An 18,073-nucleotide genomic window follows, 5' to 3' on the forward strand; every position below is an offset into this window, starting at 1 on the left:
TCATGCGTGTAGTTTGTTTATTGTGCTTCGTATGGACATGTTGTGAAGTATCTTTCGCCCAGCCAGGGTTTGGCCAAGCCGGACGTATCAACGGCGATTGGCTGTTTACCTTGGGTGATGTCGCCAACGGTCCGGCAGCCGATTTGGACGATCGGTCATGGCAACGGATACAACTGCCCCACGACTGGAGCGTCAAAGGGCACCTGAGCCCAACGTTGGCCAGCGCAACAGGCTATCTGCCGGGCGGGATTGGCTGGTACCGGAAAAAGGTTATTGTTCCGTTGGAAAAACAGGGCGATCGGGTATACCTGTACTTTGAAGGGGTGTACAACCGCAGCGAAGTGTTTATTAACGGTCATTCGTTGGGTTACCGGCCCAACGGCTATATCTCCTTTATGTATGACGCTACGCCTTATATCCGGTATGGAACGGAAAACACGATAGCTGTGCGGGTAGACCATAGCCAGCACGCCGATTCGCGCTGGTATACTGGGTCGGGCATTTACCGAGACGTGTGGCTGGTAACGGCTCCTCAAGTGCACTTAGCGCAGTGGGGCGTGTATGCCTATCCTGAGCTGTCGAAAGACCGCGGTGTCTTGCATGTGGAAGTAAACCTGGAAAACCATACGGATAATGCTGCAGCGGTTTCGGTCATCAACGAGCTGGTAGGGCCGGATGGCCAGGTAGTGGCTAAAAAAACCAACCATGCCCGTATACGTGCGGGTGGTGGAGACAAATTACAATTGGCACTGCATGTAAAGAACCCGCAGTTGTGGGGCCTTGACCATCCGGTGCTCTATCAGCTTCGGACTACTGTCCTGCAGGATGGCAGGGAGATTGACCGCAACCTCATCCGGACGGGCTTCCGGACCTTCACCTTTGATCCGGATAAAGGGTTCGCCCTTAACGGGGAATGGATGAAGGTAAAGGGAGTGTGCCTTCACCATGACTCCGGGGTGCTGGGAGCGGAGGTCTATCCGGAAGTCTGGCGGCGCCGGCTGCTGACGTTAAAGGAACTGGGATGTAATGCCATCCGCACGAGCCATAACCCTCAGGCTCCCGGGCTTTACGCGCTCTGTGACGAACTGGGCCTGTTGGTGCTCAACGAGGCCTTTGATGAGTGGGAGTTCCCGAAGCGCAAATGGCTGGAAGGCTGGAATGTCGGTACGCCGGGGTTTCAGGGAAGCTTTGACTTTTTTGAGGAATGGGGAGAGCGGGATCTGGCCGATATGGTCAGGCGTGACCGCAATCACCTCTCCATATTTGCGTGGAGCATCGGCAATGAGGTTGATTACCCCAACGACCCGTATTCGCACCCGGTACTGGACGGAAGCCGTGAAGGCGGCTTTACCCAGCCGATCTTCGGCGGCTATAAACCGGATGCGCCGGATGCCATGCGCTTGGGAGGCATCGCCAAGCGGCTGGCCGCGGTCGTGAAGCAGTATGACAAAAGCCGTCCCGTTACCGCCGGACTGGCCGGCGTGGCTATGTCTAACGAGACGGAGTATCCCGCTGCGCTGGACATCACAGGATATAATTATACCGAAAGCCGCTACCAGCAAGATCATGAACGGTACCCGGACCGGGTCATTTACGGCAGCGAAAACCGGCATGACCTGGCCGCGTGGAAGGCGGTCCGTGATAATGAGCATATCTTCGGGCAGTTTCTTTGGACCGGCATCGACTATCTCGGCGAATCGGGCAGATGGCCATCCCGTGGTTTTTACTCCGGCCTGCTGGATTTCGGTGGCTTTGTCAAGCCACGGGGCCGTTTTCGTCAGGCCCTATGGTCTGACAGACCTGTGGCTTATCTGGGCACCTATCCCACGCCCGGCAAAGGAAGTGCAGCGGGCAATCAGGACGTCTGGTCCGCCCTTGAGGCTGAACAGCGCGGCCGCCGCGAGGAGCGCGTGCCTTCAATGGATGCCTGGCCGGTCTGGAACTATCAGGAAGAGCAGTCCATCCGCGTGGTCTGTTATACCAATGTGGCCCAGGCCCGGCTGGAGCTGAACGGAAATCCGGTCGGGGAGGTCAAGTCCTATAACGATGAACACGGCATTATCCACTGGGACATCCCTTATCGTCCCGGAAAACTTGAAGTCATCGGCATGGACACCGACGGCAGGGAAACGTGCCGCTACAGTATCCAGACATCCAGGCGTCCGCATGCGCTGCGCATTGTCTCAGCGGAAAGGAGTGAGGATAGTACGGGCGTCGCGCAGGTTACCGTGCAAGTGGTCGATGAAGAGGGGGTTCCGGTAATGCTGGCAGACGATGAGGTAACCTGTGAAGTGGCCGGCCCCGCACGGTTGCTGGGGCTGGAAGCGGGCAACAATACTGATATGTCCGATTACACGGACAACAGGCACCGTGTATATCGTGGGAAGCTGATCGCTTATATTCAGATGACCGGGACGGATGAACCTGTGCGTGTGCGTTTCAAATCACCCTGGCTTGAGTCCTGTTCATTATCTTTGTAAGACGATCTGCGAAATGACCGGCTATGAAACTACTTATTAAGATATTCTTTTTATGTCTTCTGTTCCTGTCGTTGGTTTTTACGCGTGGTGTGACGCAGACTGGGCAACCACACTATTCCGCTTACCTTTTTGCTTACTTTACCGGCAATAGCGGAGATGAAGAAGCCGTGCGCTTTGCGATCAGCCGCGATGGTTTCAATTACCGTGCGCTGAATGCGAACCAGCCGGTGCTGGACCCCAAGGCCATCAGCAGTACCGGAGGCGTGCGCGATCCCCATATTCTCCGGGGTGAGGATGGCAAGACGTTTTACATGGTGTTGACTGATATGGTGTCTGCCAGAGGGTGGAGTTCCAACCGTGCGCTGGTATTGCTGAAGTCCGGTAACCTGATTGATTGGGAATCTACCGTAGTGAACATCCAGGAAACCTATCCGGGGCAGGAAGACCTGCTGCGGGTCTGGGCGCCCCAGACGATTTTTGAAGCGGAGGCGGGAAAGTACATGGTATATTGGTCGATGAAACATGGGGACGGGCCGGATATCATCTATTATGCGTATGCAAATGCGGATTTTACAGGCTTTGAGGACACTCCCAAGCCATTATTCCTGCCGGAGAATCGGCGCTCGTGCATTGACGGGGATATTGTGATCAAGGATGGCGTGTACCACCTGTTCTATAAGACAGAGGGCCATGGAAATGGCATCAAGGTGGCCACGACCACCTCCTTGACGTCCGGTAACTGGACGGAGCAACCGGATTACAAGCAACAGACCACCGAGGCGGTTGAAGGATCCTGCACGTTCAGGCTGATTGACAGTGATACTTATATTCTAATGTACGATGTGTACATGAAAGGCCGGTATCAGTTTACAAAGAGCACGGACCTGCAACACTTTGAGGTTATTGACCAGCAGGTATCCATGGATTTCAAGCCGCGTCACGGTACGGTGATTCCCATTACTGAGGAAGAGCTTCAGCGGCTCATGGAGCGATGGGGAACACCAACGACCCGGCGCAATCCCGTGCTCAAGGGCAGCTACGCCGACCCTGAAATCCTCTATTCCCGCAAAACGGAAAAGTTCTATATCTATCCCACCAGTGACGGTTTTGATCATTGGGGCGGTTACTACTTCAAGGCATTTTCATCAACCGACCTGGTCAACTGGAAGGACGAGGGAGTCATCCTCGATCTGAAAAAGGATGTGCCATGGGCGGGACGGAATGCGTGGGCGCCATGCATTGAAGAAAAGGAGATTGACGGCGTTTACCGCTATTTCTATTACTTCACGGGTGCCCAGAAAATCGGCGTGGCTGTGGCGGATAGTCCTACCGGCCCCTTCCGGGACACGGGCAAGCCGTTGATCGATTTCAAACCCGCAGGGGTAGAGGGCGGCCAGGAAATTGACCCGGATGTATTTACGGATCCTGTAAGTGGAAAAAGCTTCCTTTATTGGGGTAATGGGTACCTGGCGGTGGCGGAGCTCAATGAAGATATGGTTTCCATCAAGCGGGAAACCATCCGGGTGATTACCCCTGACCGCACATACCGCGAAGGCGCGTATGTAATTTTCCGGAACGGGACTTATTATTTCCTTTGGTCGGAAGATGATACCCGCAGTCCTGATTACCGGGTACGGTATGGGACTTCCGATTCACCGCTTGGGCCGATCCAGGTACCTGCGGACAACCTCATATTGGCCAAGGATACCGCGCGCGGCATCTACGGCACTGGACACAACTCGGTGCTCCAGCTCCCGGGAATCGATGAGTGGTATATCGTGTATCACCGATTCCGTTATCCTGACGGCATTCACATGGGGGATGCTGCGGGTTACAATCGCGAGGTATGCATGGACAGATTGGCTTTTGACGCGGAAGGGCGTATTCTGCCGGTCAACCCCTCGCATGAAGGCGTACAGCTGCCACACAATATGGACGGAAATGCAGCCCGTCTTTTCCCGCTGAGGGATGTGCGTTTGCTGGACGGACCGTTCAAGCAGGCGCAGGACCGCAACCGGGAATACCTGATGGCGTTGGATATGGATCGCCTGCTGGCACCCTTCCTGCGGGAAGCGGGGCTTCAACCAAAGGCGGCAAGCTACGGGAACTGGGAAAACAGTGGCCTCGATGGGCATATCGGGGGCCATTACCTCACAGCGCTGTCATTGATGTATGCTGCAAGCGGGGACAGCACGGTCAAACGGAGGCTGGACTATATGATTGCCGAACTGAAGCGCTGCCAGGATCACGCGGGAACGGGCTACATAGGCGGCGTGCCGGGAGGCGCGGCCCTTTGGGAGGAGATCCGCGGCGGGAAGATCGAGGCCGGCGCGTTTGACCTGAATAAAAAGTGGGTTCCCTTATACAACATCCATAAGACCTTTGCCGGACTCCGGGACGCCTACCTCATCGGTGGCTGTGCCGAGGCCAGGAGCATGCTGGTCGGGCTGAGCGACTGGATGCTGGAGCTGACCGGGGGGCTTTCAGACGCCCAGGTGCAGGATATGCTCCGCAGTGAGCACGGCGGGTTGAATGAGGTGTTTGCTGACGTTGCGGCCATTACCGGCGATGACCGTTACCTGCAATTGGCGAAGCGTTTCTCGCATAGGACTATCCTGGATCCTTTGCTGAAAGGACAGGACCGGTTGACGGGCTTGCATGCAAACACGCAAATCCCGAAGGTGATCGGCTATAATCGGATAGCCGATATAGAGGGGAATCCCGGCTGGCACGATGCGGCCAGGTTTTTCTGGGAAACCGTGGTGGGAAACCGTTCCGTAGTGATCGGCGGCAACAGCGCACACGAACACTTCCATCCGGCCAACGACTTCTCGCGGATGATCCGGAGTGTGGAAGGGCCGGAAACCTGCAACACTTACAATATGCTGAAACTGACCGAACAACTCTTCCAGTCCGCGCCGGATGTCCGGTATGCCGATTACTATGAGCGCGCACTGTATAACCATATCCTTTCTACGCAGCATCCTGAAACCGGCGGATTGGTTTATTTCACGCCCATGCGCCCCGGTCATTACCGCGTCTATTCCCAGCCCCATACCAGCTTCTGGTGCTGCGTGGGATCGGGCATGGAAAACCATGGTAAGTATGGGCAGTTCATTTACGCCCATAAGGACGAGAACCTGTACGTGAACCTGTTTATTGCCTCCCGCCTGGACTGGAAGGAAAAAAGAGTGGAGCTGGTGCAGCAGACACGCTTCCCGGACCAGGCCGGAACGGTGATAACCGTCACTCCGGAGCAATCGACCACATTTACGCTGCAGCTGCGTTACCCCGGCTGGGTGCCGGAAGGTGAGTTGGAAATTTCGGTCAACGGCAAGCCTTATCCGGTATCACAGCGCCCCGGCACGTTTGTGCCCATCCGGCGGGAATGGCAGACCGGAGACCGGGTTGAGGTGTCCTTCGCGATGCATACAGCCGTGGAGCAGCTGCCGGATTCGTCCAATTACTATGCGTTCCGGTATGGACCGATCGTACTGGCGGCCAGGACAGATACAACTTCGATGGACGGCTTGTTTGCTGATGATAGCCGCGGAGGCCATATCGCCCACGGCCCCCAGGTGCCGCTGCGGGACATTCCGGTGGTTGTTGGGCGACCGGAGACGCTGACCGCTTCCCTGCGTCCGGTTAAGGGGAAACCGTTACATTTTACGATGAACCGCGTATACGCACCCTCGTTCCGCGGTAAAATGGAGTTGATGCCGTTCTTCCGGTTGCATGATTCGCGATATATCCTGTATTGGCCGCAAGCCACGCGGGAGGAGGTGACCGCGCTGCAGCGGCGCATGGAAGCGGAAGAAAGGGAAAGCCGTGTACTGGAGGAAAGGACCGTGGATCATGTATACGCCGGGCAGCAACAAACGGAGTCGGACCATGCAGTCGCTTTTGAAGCATCCGTCACCGGCCAGTATGAGGGTATGCAGTGGCGGGAGGCAAAGGGTTGGTTCAGTTACCGGTTCATCAACCCGGAAGGGACGGCCAGGGCGCTTTTTATCCGTTACCTGAACATGGATCGTCCCAGCGCCTTTGATGTGCTGGTCAACGGACAGGTGCTGACAACAATCCGCCTGGACGGGCGGGACGGCGGCAACGATCCGCTCTGCGCGACATATCCCTTGCCAGATGAGCTTACCGATAATGGCCAGCTGACGGTTGAGTTCCGCGCCCATGATGGCTCGTATACCGCACGGCTCACAGAGGTGCGGATACTACGTGAATTTTAGTATCTTGGGCGGGAAATACCGATTATCGAAAACTGTAGTACAATGAAAACCACCAGAAGAAAATTTCTAGGCACAATGACAACGTTGGCAGCGAGTGTGAGCGCCGCCTCAGCATTCCCAGGAGCCTTTACCATTGGCAGTCGCAAACAGGACGCTGTACGGGTTGGGGTGATCGGCGTGAACGGCATGGGGTGGGCCAACCTCAATTCCATGCTGAAAGTACCGGGCGTGCGGTGCACGGCGCTGTGCGACGTGGATGCCAATGTGCTGAATAACCGGGCGGAGGAGCTGCGGAGGCGTGGTATTACCCCAAAGTTGTACAGCCGGCATGAAGATTTGCTGGCCGATGCGGAGGTAGACGCGGTTATCGTTGCTACGCCCGATCATTGGCATTGCCTGCACATGATCGATGCCTGTGCGGCGGGGAAAGATGTGTATGTGGAAAAGCCACTTGGCAATTCCATTGCCGAATGCAACGCCATGGTGACGGCAGCTGCCCGATACGGCAGAGCGGTGCAGGTAGGGCAGTGGCAGCGCAGCCAGCAGCATTTCCGCGACGCGATGGATTTCGTGCACTCCGGAAAACTGGGTAAGATAAGGCTGGTCAAGGCATGGGCCTATCAGGGATGGATGAAGAGCATCCCAGTGAAACCGGACGGACCGGCCCCTGATGGCGTAGATTATATGCGTTGGCTTGGCCCTGCGCGCACGCGTCCCTTCAATCCCAACCGGTTCCATTTTGAGTTCCGCTGGTTCTGGGATTATGCCGGCGGCTTGATGACCGACTGGGGCGTGCACATGCTCGACTTTGCACTGATGGGTATGAAGGCCACTACGCCGAAATCGGTGATGGCCATCGGGGGCAAATTTGCTTATCCGGACGACGCGGCTGAGACGCCGGATACCTTGACCACGGTCTATGAATTTGACGATTTTACCGTGCAGTGGGAACATGCCAACGGCATAGATGGAGGCCCGTATGGACGCAACCACGGCGTAGCTTTTATCGGCAACTACGGTACTTTGGTATTGGACAGGCGTGGCTGGGAGGTGATTCCTGAAGGTGACCGGATGCAGGCCGTACCGTTCCGCAAAAGCGAGGATAACGGACTGGACAAACATACCGCCAACTTTATCGATGTTGTGCGTTCACGGAAGCTGGAAGCATTGCATGCACCGGTAACGGCCGGAGCACATATTGCTGTGTTCGCGCAGATGGGAAACATCGCGTACCGCACGGGGGAAAAAATCTTCTGGAATGAACAGCGAGGACGGTTTACCAGCAGGGCGGCCAACAGGCTGCTGGCAGCCGAATACCATAACGGCTATAAAATTCCGCCCCTTTAATGTACCGATTTGCCCCCGTATGGGCGGTGATGGTTGTATTAATTTTGCCGGTGAACGGTAGCATCTTAAAGAATAATTGACCATGATCAGATGGACGTATAGTAGTGTATACCTCATAATAGTGGCGCTGGGGGCGGTTTGTTTCCCGGCTCAGGGGCAGTTGCCCGACCGTGTGCAATGGCTGGCTCACTTGGATAGGCTGGCTCGGCCGGTCATCCAGCATTTGGCTGAAGACCGGCTGAAGGAGCGCATGACGGTGGATTTGGCCCCCCGTATTGATAATTCTTCACACCGTACCAACGTGGCCTACCTCGAAGCGTTTGGACGTACGCTCTGCGGCATTGCGCCCTGGCTTCAACTGGAAGGCGGTACCGACGCTGAGGTTGAACTGCGCAGGCAGTACCGCACATGGGTGCTTCGGGCGGTGCGCAATGCGGTGAATCCGCAAGCAGCGGACTATCTGCTGTGGAAAGGGGGGCAGCCGCTGGTAGATGCTTCGTTCTTTGCACTGGGCCTCATCCGCGCACCATGGGTTTGGGAACACCTTCCGGAAAGCGACCGGCAGCGCGTGGTAGAGGTGCTGCTGCAAACCCGTGACGTGGTGCCGGTATACAGCAACTGGATACTGTTTTCGGCGATGATAGAGGCTTTCTTCTGCCGCTTCGACCTGCCGTACGATCCGGTTCGGATTGAATATGCGCTGCGCACATTTTCCCAGCATTGGTACACAGGGGACGGCATGTATGCAGATGGTATGGACTTCCGCATGGATTACTACAATAGTTACGTAATCCAGCCATATATCCACGCCATATTGGCCGTGATGGAGGGGAAAGGTAAAAGATATGACTATGCATCGCGGAGCTTTGACCGCATCAGTAGACGCTATGCGGAGCTGCAGGAACGTATGATAAACGCGGATGGCACATTCCCAGTGGTCGGCCGTTCTGTGGTATACCGCGGCGGGGCTTTCCAGCACCTGGCTGATATGGCGTTGCGGGGCAAGCTGCCGGAGTCGCTGCATCCCGCGCAAGTGCGGGGAGCGCTTACGGCTGTGTTGAATAAGACACTCGAATCGCCGCAGACGTTTAATGAGGGTGGCTGGCTTACCATCGGCCTGTATGGGCGCCAGCCGGCCATGAGCGATTTTTACATTACCACGGGCAGCCTTTATTTGTGTACGACCATCCTCTTGCCGCTCGGCTTGCCCGAAACGGATGTGTTCTGGCGCGGGGAAAGCAGGCCCTGGACGGCGGTGATGGTATGGAGGGGTGATAATGTGGAGGCTGACCATGCGCTGGATATCCGTTAACCAATACTGAACATGATATGATACGTTTTGTTAGTCGTCTGACAAGTGTGGCTTTGCTTAGCTTAATGGCAGGGCTTGCTGTAGCCCATGCAGTGCCGCCAAGAGATAGTATCCTGCAAATAATCCATCGGGTTAATGAACACTGGCAAGCGGGTCATCCGCCGCAGCAATGGGCATTCTGGGATGTGGCTGCCTACCATACGGGCAATATGGCGGCTTATTCGGTAACGCGCCGGGAGGACTACCGCCGCTATTCCGAGGCGTGGGCTGAGCACAACCAATGGAAAGGGGCAAAGTCTGACGACCGCTCCCGATGGAAATACCATTATGGCGAAACGGATGAACACGTGCTTTTTGGCGACTGGCAGATTTGCTTCCAGACGTATATTGACCTGTTTGCGCTGGAACCCGACAGTGTGAAGATACGACGGGCCGTCGAGGTGATGGAATATCAGATGAGCACACCCAATAATGACTATTGGTGGTGGGCCGATGGTTTGTACATGGTGATGCCGGTGATGACCAAGCTGTATCAGGTAACGGGCAATCCGCAGTACCTCGAAAAATTGTATGCATATTTCAGTTACGCAAAGGATTTGATGTATGATGAGCAGGAACACCTGTTTTATCGCGACGCGAAATATGTGTATCCTAAGCATAAAAGTGTCAATGGCAAGAAAGATTTCTGGGCGCGGGGCGATGGATGGGTGTTTGCGGGGCTGGCCAAGGTGCTGGGCGACCTGCCGGAGGATGCGTCCCAACGGGAAGCGTTTGAGCGCGTTTACCGGGATATGGCCGGAGCCATCGTCCGCTGCCAGCAACCGGAGGGCTATTGGACGCGTAGCCTGCTGGATCCGGCACATGCACCGGGGCCGGAGACTAGCGGAACGGCGTTCTTTACCTATGGCCTCCTGTGGGGCATCAATCAAGGATATTTTGTAGAGCCGGAATACGTCGAAGCCGCATTGAAGGGATGGCAATACCTTTCGCAATCCGCCCTGCAGCCCGATGGAAGGGTAGGGTACGTACAGCCTATCGGTGAACGGGCCATTCCCGGCCAGACGGTGGATGCACAATCGACTTCCAATTTCGGGGTGGGGGCGTTCCTGTTGGCGGCAACGGAGCTGGTACGGTATGCGGATCGGCAGCAGGATAGTGTATATGCATTTTCTTATTTCAAAGGGAACGGCGAAGATGGTTTACATCTGGCTTATAGCTACGACGGTTTTACGTGGACGGCCCTGAAGGGTGATAGTTCGTTTTTGATGCCTGAACTCAGTAAGGACAGGCTGATGCGCGATCCGTGTATCATCCGCGGGGGCGACGGCCGCTTCCACATGGTGTGGACAGTCAGCTGGACCGACCAGGGCATTGGCTATGCGTCATCGGACGACTTGATTCACTGGTCAGCGCAACAGTATATTCCTGTGATGGCACATGAGCCGGAAGCCCGCAATTGCTGGGCACCTGAAATCACTTACGACGCGGCACATCGGGTATACCTCATTTATTGGGCAACCACCATCCGTGGCCGTTTCCCCGAGACACAGATCGATGCAGACGATGGTTATAACCACCGGATGTATTATGTGACGACCAAAGACTTCAAGACGTTCAGTGATACCAGGTTGCTGTATGAACCCGGATTCAATGTGATTGATGCAACGATTGTGAAGGATAACGGCCGATGGGTGATGTTCCTGAAAGATGAAACGCGCGAACCGGCGCAGAAGAACATAAAGGTGGCCTATGCCGACCACATGGAAGGGCCTTACAGCGCGGCTAGCGAGCCCATCACCGGAGCGTACTGGGCGGAAGGCCCCACGGCCATGCAAATCAACGGGGAATGGGTCGTGTATTTCGACAAATATATTGAGCACAAGTATGGAGCGGTTGTTTCCAAAGACTTGAGAACCTGGCGGGAAGTATCGCATCATTTGCGGATGCCCAACGGTATCCGGCACGGTACCGTTTTCAAAATCAGCAAGGAAGAACTAGAAAGGCTGCTGGAACACTGAATTAGTTATCCCAGCCCTTCTTCCATTTCTTTGGCGCTTTCCTCCACCTTTCTGGCCAGTTCAGCCTTGTAATTAAGCAGGTTTGCCGCAATCTGCTCATCAGAAACTGCCAGAATCTGAGCCGCAAGGATACCGGCATTCTTAGCGGCATTGAGTGCCACGGTGGCCACCGGGATGCCGTTGGGCATCTGCAGGATGGAAAGCACGGAGTCCCACCCGTCAATGGAGTTGGACGACTTTACAGGAACACCGATAACCGGAAGGTGCGTAATGGACGCTACCATGCCCGGCAGGTGAGCTGCGCCACCGGCGCCGGCGACGATAACCTTAAGACCCCGGGAAGCGGCATTTTTGGCATAGTCGAACATGCGTTCCGGCGTACGGTGTGCCGATACGATGGTTACTTCAACCCGGGCCCCTAATGATTTCAGTATTTCAACGGCATCCTGCATTACGGGCAGGTCAGACTTACTGCCCATGATGACGCCTACTTCCGGTATAGCTGGTTTTGCTGTCATTTATCTATTATCGTTATTATTATTATCACCGATCACCCATTACCGACCACCGACCACCCATTACCGACCACCGACCACCGACCACCCATCACCGACCACCGACCACCGACCACCCACTACCCCCATCACGTAATCACCCGAAGGGTCTGCTGCACTTTCCTTGCTGTACTGATAGCCTGCTCACGGTCTTCATTAATGATACACACATGGCCCATCTTTCGGAACGGCTTGGTGAACTTCTTTCCGTACAGGTGCAAATATACGCCTTCCAGCGCCAATATTTCTTCGATACCCTCGTAACGGGCCAACCCATCATAACCCGCTTCGCCCAGTAAGTTTACCATCACGGCATTGGTGCGGGCGGCGGTGTTGCCCGGAGGCAGATTGAAAATGGCCCGCAGGTGCTGGGCAAACTGTGAGGTGAAATTGCCTTCGATACTCTGGTGCCCACTATTGTGTGGACGTGGAGCCAGCTCATTGACCAACAATTGGCCATCTTTGGTGAGGAAGAGCTCAACAGCCAGCAGCCCCACAATCTGCAGGTCTTCTGCGATTTTTTTGGCTAACTGTTCTGCACGTTGCTGAATCTCAAGCGGCAGGTTGGAGGGTGATATGAGAAACTCCACGAGATTCGCTTCGGGGTTAAACTCCATCTCCACGCAAGGGAACGTGGCCACATCGCCGTCGTCGTTGCGGGAAACGATTACAGCCAGCTCTTTGTCAAAATCTATCCACTGCTCGATGAGGCTGGGCGCCTCGAAAGCGTCATCGATATCGGTTTCGCTAATGATTTTCTTTACACCCCGGCCGTCGTACCCGTCTTTACGCAACTTCTGGATATAGGGTAGGCTGATGGTAGCCTGCCGGAGGTTTTCTTTTGATGATATGAGCTGAAACGGGGCCGTGGGAATATCATTTTGCTTGAAGAACTGCTTCTGGAGGCCTTTATCCTGTATCAAGCGGATGATGCGCGATTGCGGATAGACCACTACACCTTCTTCTTCCAGCTTTTCAAGCGCGTCTACATTGACTTTTTCGATTTCAATGGTGATCATGTCGAGCCCTTTGCCGAAGGTATATACGGTATCGAAATCATTCAGGGGTCCGCATACAAAACTATTACACAAGTTGCGACACGGGGCGTTTTTGTCGGGGTCAAGAACGTGGACATTTACGTTGAGATTGATGGCTTCCTGGATAAGCATGCGGCCCAGTTGTCCGCCCCCCAGGATACCCAATTGCAATTCGCCATAAAAATCTTTTGCCATATACAAAGGTTGGTTAACGTTTGAGTTATACGCGTGCCGATTGCAGCTTATCGGCTGCGATATGTTCAGTTTCTATTTTTTTCTGCAATTCAAGGAACGCCCCTATCAGGGCCTCCGGCCGCGGGGGGCAGCCCTGCACATAGATGTCTACCGGAATGATGCGGTCCACGCCTTTGACCACATGGTAGCCATGCTGCCAGTAGGGCCCGCCGCAATTGGCGCATGAGCCCATGGAGATCACATATTTCGGCGCTGGCATTTGCTCATACAGCCGCCGGATGCGATCAGCCATCTTAAAAGTGACCGTGCCGGCAATGATCATCACGTCCGATTGCCGTGGTGAGGGGCGGGGGAACACGCCGAAGCGATCGAGATCATACGTGGCAGCCATGGCTCCCATCATCTCTATTGCGCAACAGGCAATGCCGAAGCTCATAGGCCACATGGATGACAGCCGGGCCCAGTTCAGTAGGTCGTCAAGTTTGGCGATCACCACACCATTGCTTTCCATCGCTTTATCCATGCTCATGACGTTGTCTTTCCGGGTTTTCTGAATACGGGTTTAAATGCTGGTTTCTTATTGCCACTAACGGCACCGGACACTTTCGGATCCGCCTCCGGCTGGGGCTGTGGATCGAATTTCCGAACAGCATATTGTTCGCGGTTCAGCCGATCATAGGCAGACGGCGGGATGTTTATGGACACGTGCGGAAGCACCGCCCGCGGCTTGACCCAGTCAAGATCGCCCTTTTTCCATACATATACCAGTCCGACGATGAGTATACCCACGAATAAAGCCATCTCTGCCAACGTAAACCACCCCCAGCGTGCATCGGCCGCCATTAAGGCCGTATTGCCGAACACTGTTGCCCAAGGAAAGATGAACACCAACTCGACATCAAACAATAAAAATACCAGCGCGATGACATAAAAGCGGGAATTGAACGAAACCCAAGAACTTCCCATGGGCTCTTCGCCGCATTCGTAGGTAGTAAGTTTTTCGGCGGTTGGTTTTTTGGGTGATAAAAGCTTGCCCAGCATTAAGGTGAGCAACACCAGTACCACGCCCGACACCCCGATGAGGAGTATTTTGCCGAATTCGGTAAGTTGCGCCGGGTCGTCCATACCCTACAAAGATAAAGAAATTATTTTACTTGGTTTATCGGATGTTTTTTCATGGCTCTTTGTCAAAACAGCGCAGAAGTTAAGTAATCTACGTCGCGGTAAGACTACCGGCCCATGGGCATCTTAGGCATACCACGCATCATCTTGGCCATGGCAGCAGGATTAGACATTTGCTTCATCACTTTACGCATGTCGTTGAATTGCTTCATCAGCTTATTGACCTCCACCAGGTCGGTGCCGGACCCCTTGGCAATGCGTGCACGCCGCTTTTGGTCAATTATATCCGGGTTTTCCCGTTCATAGGGCGTCATGGAATTGATGATAGCCTCGATGGGTTTGAACGCATCGTCATCGATATCTACGTCTTTAAGGGCTTTGCCTACCCCTGGAATCATACCCATGAGGTCTTTCATGTTGCCCATCTTCTTGATTTGCTGGATCTGGCTGCGGAAATCGTTGAAATCAAATTTGTTCTTGCGGATTTTGCGGTGCAATTCGGCCGCTTGTTTCTCATCGAACTGTTGCTGCGCCCGCTCGACAAGTGACACCACGTCGCCCATGCCGAGGATACGCGAAGCCATCCGGTCGGGATGGAACACGTCAAGGGCATCCATCTTTTCACCGGTACCGATAAATTTGATGGGCTTGTTGACCACCGACTTGATGGAAAGGGCCGCACCGCCACGGGTATCGCCATCCAGCTTGGTGAGTACAACACCCGTAAAATCGAGCCGATCGTTAAAGGCTTTGGCGGTATTCACCGCGTCCTGACCAGTCATGGCATCCACCACGAACAGAATCTCATGCGGCTGGGTGGCGTCCTTTACGGCAGCGATTTCGTTCATCAGCGCCTCGTCGATGGCCAGGCGGCCGGCGGTATCCACGATAACCACGTTGTGACCATTCCGCTTGGCTTCGGCAACGCCGGCCTGGGCAATACCGATGGGATCGTTGGATTCCCGGTTGGCATACACAGGTACATCCACCTGTTGCCCCAACACCTCAAGCTGATCGATAGCCGCGGGGCGGTATACGTCACCCGCTACGAGCAGGGGCTTGCGTCCTTTTTTTTCCTTGAGGTATTTGGCCAGTTTACCGGTGAACGTTGTTTTGCCGGCACCGTTGAGTCCGGCGATGAGGATAACCGTCGGGCTTTTTGTAAGATCAAGTTCTGAGGCTGTTCCACCCATGAGGGCAGTGAGCTCATCGTTCATGATTTTGGTGAGCAACTGCCCCGGAGAAATGCTCGTAAGTACGTTCTGGCCCAGCGCTTTTTGCTTCACTTCATCAGTGAACGCTTTGGCCGTTTTGTAATTCACGTCGGCATCGAGCAACGCTTTGCGGATTTCCTTCATGGTCTCCGCTACGTTGATTTCGGTAATATTTCCCTGGCCTTTTAATACCTTGAAGGCTCTGTCTAATTTATCTTGTAGGTTCTGAAACATCGTCAGTTGCTATAATAAATGAACGAATTGCAAAGGTACAAAATCTCTGCATTAAAAAAGCCCGCCCCGATTTCTCGGGGCGGGGACCCACCTAAACTTAAACTATGAAAAGATCGTCATTCCCTTCTGCCGAGCAACATGCTGGCATAATAAAGCAGCATGGCTAAGGACGATAACGCTGCAACCACATAGGTCATTGCGGCCCACCAGAGTGCATCTTTGGCGCCTTCATGCTCCACCGTGCTGTGGGTGATACCCTTGTTGTCTAGCCAAGCCAATGCACGTTTCGAGGCGTCGAATTCCACGGGTAATGTCACGAAAGCAAACAGTGTGGTAATAGCCAAAGCGGCAACGCCGATTGCAAGTATATACGGGTTGCCGGAGAAGGCGAATAGCAGCACACCGATCATCAGCACCCATTGCACTAAGTTGGATGCTATGCTGACGATGGGCACCATAGCCGAGCGGAATTGCAGCCAAGAGTAAGCTTTGGCATGTTGCACCGCGTGGCCGCACTCGTGCGCAGCAACAGCGGCGGCAGCGACACTGCGCCCGCTGTAAACCTCAGGACTGAGATTTACTGTGCGGTTGGCGGGGTTATAATGGTCGCTCAATTGGCCCTGGGATGAAACAATCTGTACATCGTAGATGCCGTTGTCATGCAACATCTTTTCAGCCACGTCGCGCCCGGTCATTCCGGTGCTGAGTGGCATTTCCGAATATTTTTTGAATTTACTCTTGAAGCGCCACTGCACGATGAGGCTCGCAATCATTATACCGCCGAAAAGAATCCAATAGATCATCATATATCAATTTAATTTTTATGTTTTTCTTACTTCCAAAAAGTAATCAGCAAAGAACATACCGCGCAAATCTTTGCTGACGATATGGCTTGCAGCTGCTCACGAAGATACGAAAAATTAGGCATATAATGACAAAGTAACATATCCAGACAAACAAAAAAGCCACCTGTTCAGACAAGTGGCTTTACCTTTAACTCGTTGTTAAGAACGGTTAGACCGTCATGATGTCTTTTTCCTTGGCTTCAGCCAGCTTGTCTACTTCGGCAATATATTTGTCGGTCAGCTTTTGTACCTCACCCTCACCCACTTTAATTTCGTCTTCTGATACGCCTTCGTTTTTCAATTTTTTGATGCCGTCGTTGGCGTCTTTACGGATGTTCCGGATAGCCACACGGCCTCGTTCAGCTTCCTCTTTTACCTTCTTTACCAAATCGCGGCGGCGTTCTTCGGTAAGCGGGGGAATGTTAAGCCGGATAACGCTTCCGTCGTTTTGGGGGGTAAGGCCGATGTTGGCATCAAGAATGGCCTTTTCGATGGTAGTTAACATGTTCTTCTCCCAGGGCTGTATCACCAACGTCCGGGCATCGGGAGTATTGATGTTGCTGACTTGTGAAAGCGGTGTTGAGGATCCATAATAATCAACATGGATGCCGTCAAGCATGGAAGGCATGGCCTTGCCTGCGCGGATTTTGGTGAGTTCAGATGCGGTATGTGCTACGGCTTTTTGCATCTGTTCAGCGCTATCGTCCAATTGTAAGGTTATAAGTTCGTCCATGGCTATGCATTTATGGTTTGGTCAAAAATAATCATTCTCGTACTAAAGTTCCAATGCGTTCCCCATTTGCGAGCCGGGTAAGATTTCCGGGTTTATTCATGTCGAACACAATGATGGGCAATTTGTTTTCTTGGCATAACGTGAAGGCGGTCATGTCCATTACGCTGAGGCCACGGTTATATACATCCTGAAAGGTAATTTCGTCAAACCGCGTAGCGGTGGGATCCTTGAGCGGGTCTGCCGTGTAGATGCCGTCTACACGTGTACCCTTAAGCACAACATCTGCGTTTATTTCAATAGCCCGCAATGAAGCGGCGGTATCGGTGGTGAAATAAGGGTTCCCCGTTCCGGCGCCGAAGATTACCACACGGCCTTTTTCCAGGTGGCGCACGGCACGACGGCGGATAAACGGCTCACAGATCTGTTCCATCTTGATGGCGGTGAGCAACCGTGTTTTGATACCCAGCTTTTCCAGTGCATCCTGTAACGCCATGCTGTTGATAACGGTTGCCAACATGCCCATGTAATCGGCCTGCACACGATCCATGCCGGCTTTTTCTGCACTCAGGCCACGGTAGATATTACCACCGCCGATGACGAGGGCTACTTGCATGCCTTTGTCATGGATTTCCTTAATGTCTTTTGCGTATTGTACTACGCGGTTGATATCGATGCCGTATTGCTGATCGCCCATAAGGGCTTCTCCGCTGAGCTTGAGTAGGATGCGTTTATATTTCATAA

13 protein-coding genes are annotated in these 18,073 nt (G+C 53.9%); 5 read left to right on the plus strand and 8 right to left on the minus strand.

The genetic code is table 11. The features are described from left to right. Window positions 1–2: 2 nt before the first annotated feature. From BM030_RS00820 to BM030_RS20120, 5 genes are all read left to right on the plus strand, one after another. Window positions 3–2,480, plus strand: coding sequence for a glycoside hydrolase family 2 TIM barrel-domain containing protein (locus BM030_RS00820; RefSeq protein ID WP_090970119.1), 2,478 nt, complete (start codon window positions 3–5; stop codon window positions 2,478–2,480). Between the two features lie 23 nt (window positions 2,481–2,503). Next, window positions 2,504–6,721, plus strand: coding sequence for a beta-L-arabinofuranosidase domain-containing protein (locus tag BM030_RS20020; RefSeq protein ID WP_211657483.1), 4,218 nt, complete (start codon window positions 2,504–2,506; stop codon window positions 6,719–6,721). 75 nt (window positions 6,722–6,796) lie between these two features. After that, complete coding sequence (locus BM030_RS00835; protein WP_244518582.1) at window positions 6,797–8,068, plus strand: Gfo/Idh/MocA family protein; 1,272 nt, start codon at window positions 6,797–6,799, stop codon at window positions 8,066–8,068. Window positions 8,069–8,150: 82 nt separating this feature from the next. Then, complete coding sequence (locus BM030_RS00840) at window positions 8,151–9,380, plus strand: DUF2264 domain-containing protein (protein WP_090970123.1); 1,230 nt, start codon at window positions 8,151–8,153, stop codon at window positions 9,378–9,380. A gap of 65 nt (window positions 9,381–9,445) precedes the next feature. Next, window positions 9,446–11,398 (plus strand): glycoside hydrolase family 88 protein, encoded by a 1,953-nt coding sequence (locus BM030_RS20120; RefSeq protein WP_244518583.1) that lies wholly within the window; start codon window positions 9,446–9,448, stop codon window positions 11,396–11,398. A gap of 5 nt (window positions 11,399–11,403) precedes the next feature. Here BM030_RS20120 and purE read toward each other — a convergent pair whose 3' ends face one another. The 8 genes from purE to pyrH all read right to left on the minus strand — a co-directional run bounded on the left by purE (window position 11,404) and on the right by pyrH (window position 18,071). Continuing rightward, the gene (purE, locus tag BM030_RS00850; RefSeq protein ID WP_090970127.1) at window positions 11,404–11,916 is read right to left on the minus strand and encodes a 5-(carboxyamino)imidazole ribonucleotide mutase; all 513 of its coding nucleotides are present in this window, start codon (window positions 11,914–11,916) and stop codon (window positions 11,404–11,406) included. Window positions 11,917–12,041: 125 nt separating this feature from the next. Further along, a complete protein-coding gene (locus tag BM030_RS00855; RefSeq protein WP_090970129.1) occupies window positions 12,042–13,184 on the minus strand; it encodes a 5-(carboxyamino)imidazole ribonucleotide synthase in 1,143 nt (380 codons plus the stop codon). A 25-nt stretch (window positions 13,185–13,209) separates the two neighbouring features. Next, window positions 13,210–13,713, minus strand: a complete 504-nt coding sequence (locus tag BM030_RS00860; RefSeq protein ID WP_090970131.1) for an NADH-quinone oxidoreductase subunit B — start codon at window positions 13,711–13,713, stop codon at window positions 13,210–13,212. Further along, window positions 13,710–14,309 carry an NADH-quinone oxidoreductase subunit A gene (locus BM030_RS00865; protein ID WP_090970133.1) on the minus strand — a complete coding sequence of 200 codons (600 nt, stop codon included), beginning with the start codon at window positions 14,307–14,309 and terminating at the stop codon, window positions 13,710–13,712. Before BM030_RS00865 ends, BM030_RS00860 begins: the two co-directional genes overlap by 4 nt. 104 nt (window positions 14,310–14,413) lie before the next feature. Next, a complete protein-coding gene (ffh, locus tag BM030_RS00870; RefSeq protein ID WP_090970135.1) occupies window positions 14,414–15,754 on the minus strand; it encodes a signal recognition particle protein in 1,341 nt (446 codons plus the stop codon). Between the two features lie 116 nt (window positions 15,755–15,870). Then, on the minus strand, window positions 15,871–16,560 hold the full coding sequence (locus tag BM030_RS00875) for a zinc metallopeptidase (RefSeq protein WP_090970138.1): 690 nt from the start codon (window positions 16,558–16,560) through the stop codon (window positions 15,871–15,873). A 208-nt stretch (window positions 16,561–16,768) separates the two neighbouring features. Then, window positions 16,769–17,332 carry a ribosome recycling factor gene (gene frr, locus BM030_RS00880; RefSeq protein WP_090970140.1) on the minus strand — a complete coding sequence of 188 codons (564 nt, stop codon included), beginning with the start codon at window positions 17,330–17,332 and terminating at the stop codon, window positions 16,769–16,771. Window positions 17,333–17,363: 31 nt separating this feature from the next. Next, complete coding sequence (pyrH, locus tag BM030_RS00885) at window positions 17,364–18,071, minus strand: UMP kinase (RefSeq protein ID WP_090970142.1); 708 nt, start codon at window positions 18,069–18,071, stop codon at window positions 17,364–17,366. Window positions 18,072–18,073 lie beyond the last annotated feature (2 nt).

The organism is Parapedobacter composti, from assembly GCF_900112315.1.
Lineage (GTDB): Bacteria > Bacteroidota > Bacteroidia > Sphingobacteriales > Sphingobacteriaceae > Parapedobacter > Parapedobacter composti.

What these genes read in the sequence shown, in the direction of transcription:
- BM030_RS00840 (WP_090970123.1), top strand. Translation starts at nt 8,151, where the DNA reads ATGATCAGATGGACGTATAGTAGTGTATACCTCATAATAGTGGCGCTG.
- BM030_RS20120 (WP_244518583.1), top strand. Translation starts at nt 9,446, where the DNA reads ATGGCAGGGCTTGCTGTAGCCCATGCAGTGCCGCCAAGAGATAGTATC.
- BM030_RS00875 (WP_090970138.1), bottom strand. Translation starts at nt 16,560, where the DNA reads ATGATGATCTATTGGATTCTTTTCGGCGGTATAATGATTGCGAGCCTC.
- BM030_RS20020 (WP_211657483.1), top strand. Translation starts at nt 2,504, where the DNA reads ATGAAACTACTTATTAAGATATTCTTTTTATGTCTTCTGTTCCTGTCG.
- BM030_RS00835 (WP_244518582.1), top strand. Translation starts at nt 6,797, where the DNA reads ATGACAACGTTGGCAGCGAGTGTGAGCGCCGCCTCAGCATTCCCAGGA.
- pyrH (WP_090970142.1), bottom strand. Translation starts at nt 18,071, where the DNA reads ATGAAATATAAACGCATCCTACTCAAGCTCAGCGGAGAAGCCCTTATG.
- frr (WP_090970140.1), bottom strand. Translation starts at nt 17,332, where the DNA reads ATGGACGAACTTATAACCTTACAATTGGACGATAGCGCTGAACAGATG.
- BM030_RS00820 (WP_090970119.1), top strand. Translation starts at nt 3, where the DNA reads ATGCGTGTAGTTTGTTTATTGTGCTTCGTATGGACATGTTGTGAAGTA.
- BM030_RS00855 (WP_090970129.1), bottom strand. Translation starts at nt 13,184, where the DNA reads ATGGCAAAAGATTTTTATGGCGAATTGCAATTGGGTATCCTGGGGGGC.
- purE (WP_090970127.1), bottom strand. Translation starts at nt 11,916, where the DNA reads ATGACAGCAAAACCAGCTATACCGGAAGTAGGCGTCATCATGGGCAGT.
- BM030_RS00865 (WP_090970133.1), bottom strand. Translation starts at nt 14,309, where the DNA reads ATGGACGACCCGGCGCAACTTACCGAATTCGGCAAAATACTCCTCATC.
- ffh (WP_090970135.1), bottom strand. Translation starts at nt 15,754, where the DNA reads ATGTTTCAGAACCTACAAGATAAATTAGACAGAGCCTTCAAGGTATTA.
- BM030_RS00860 (WP_090970131.1), bottom strand. Translation starts at nt 13,713, where the DNA reads ATGAGCATGGATAAAGCGATGGAAAGCAATGGTGTGGTGATCGCCAAA.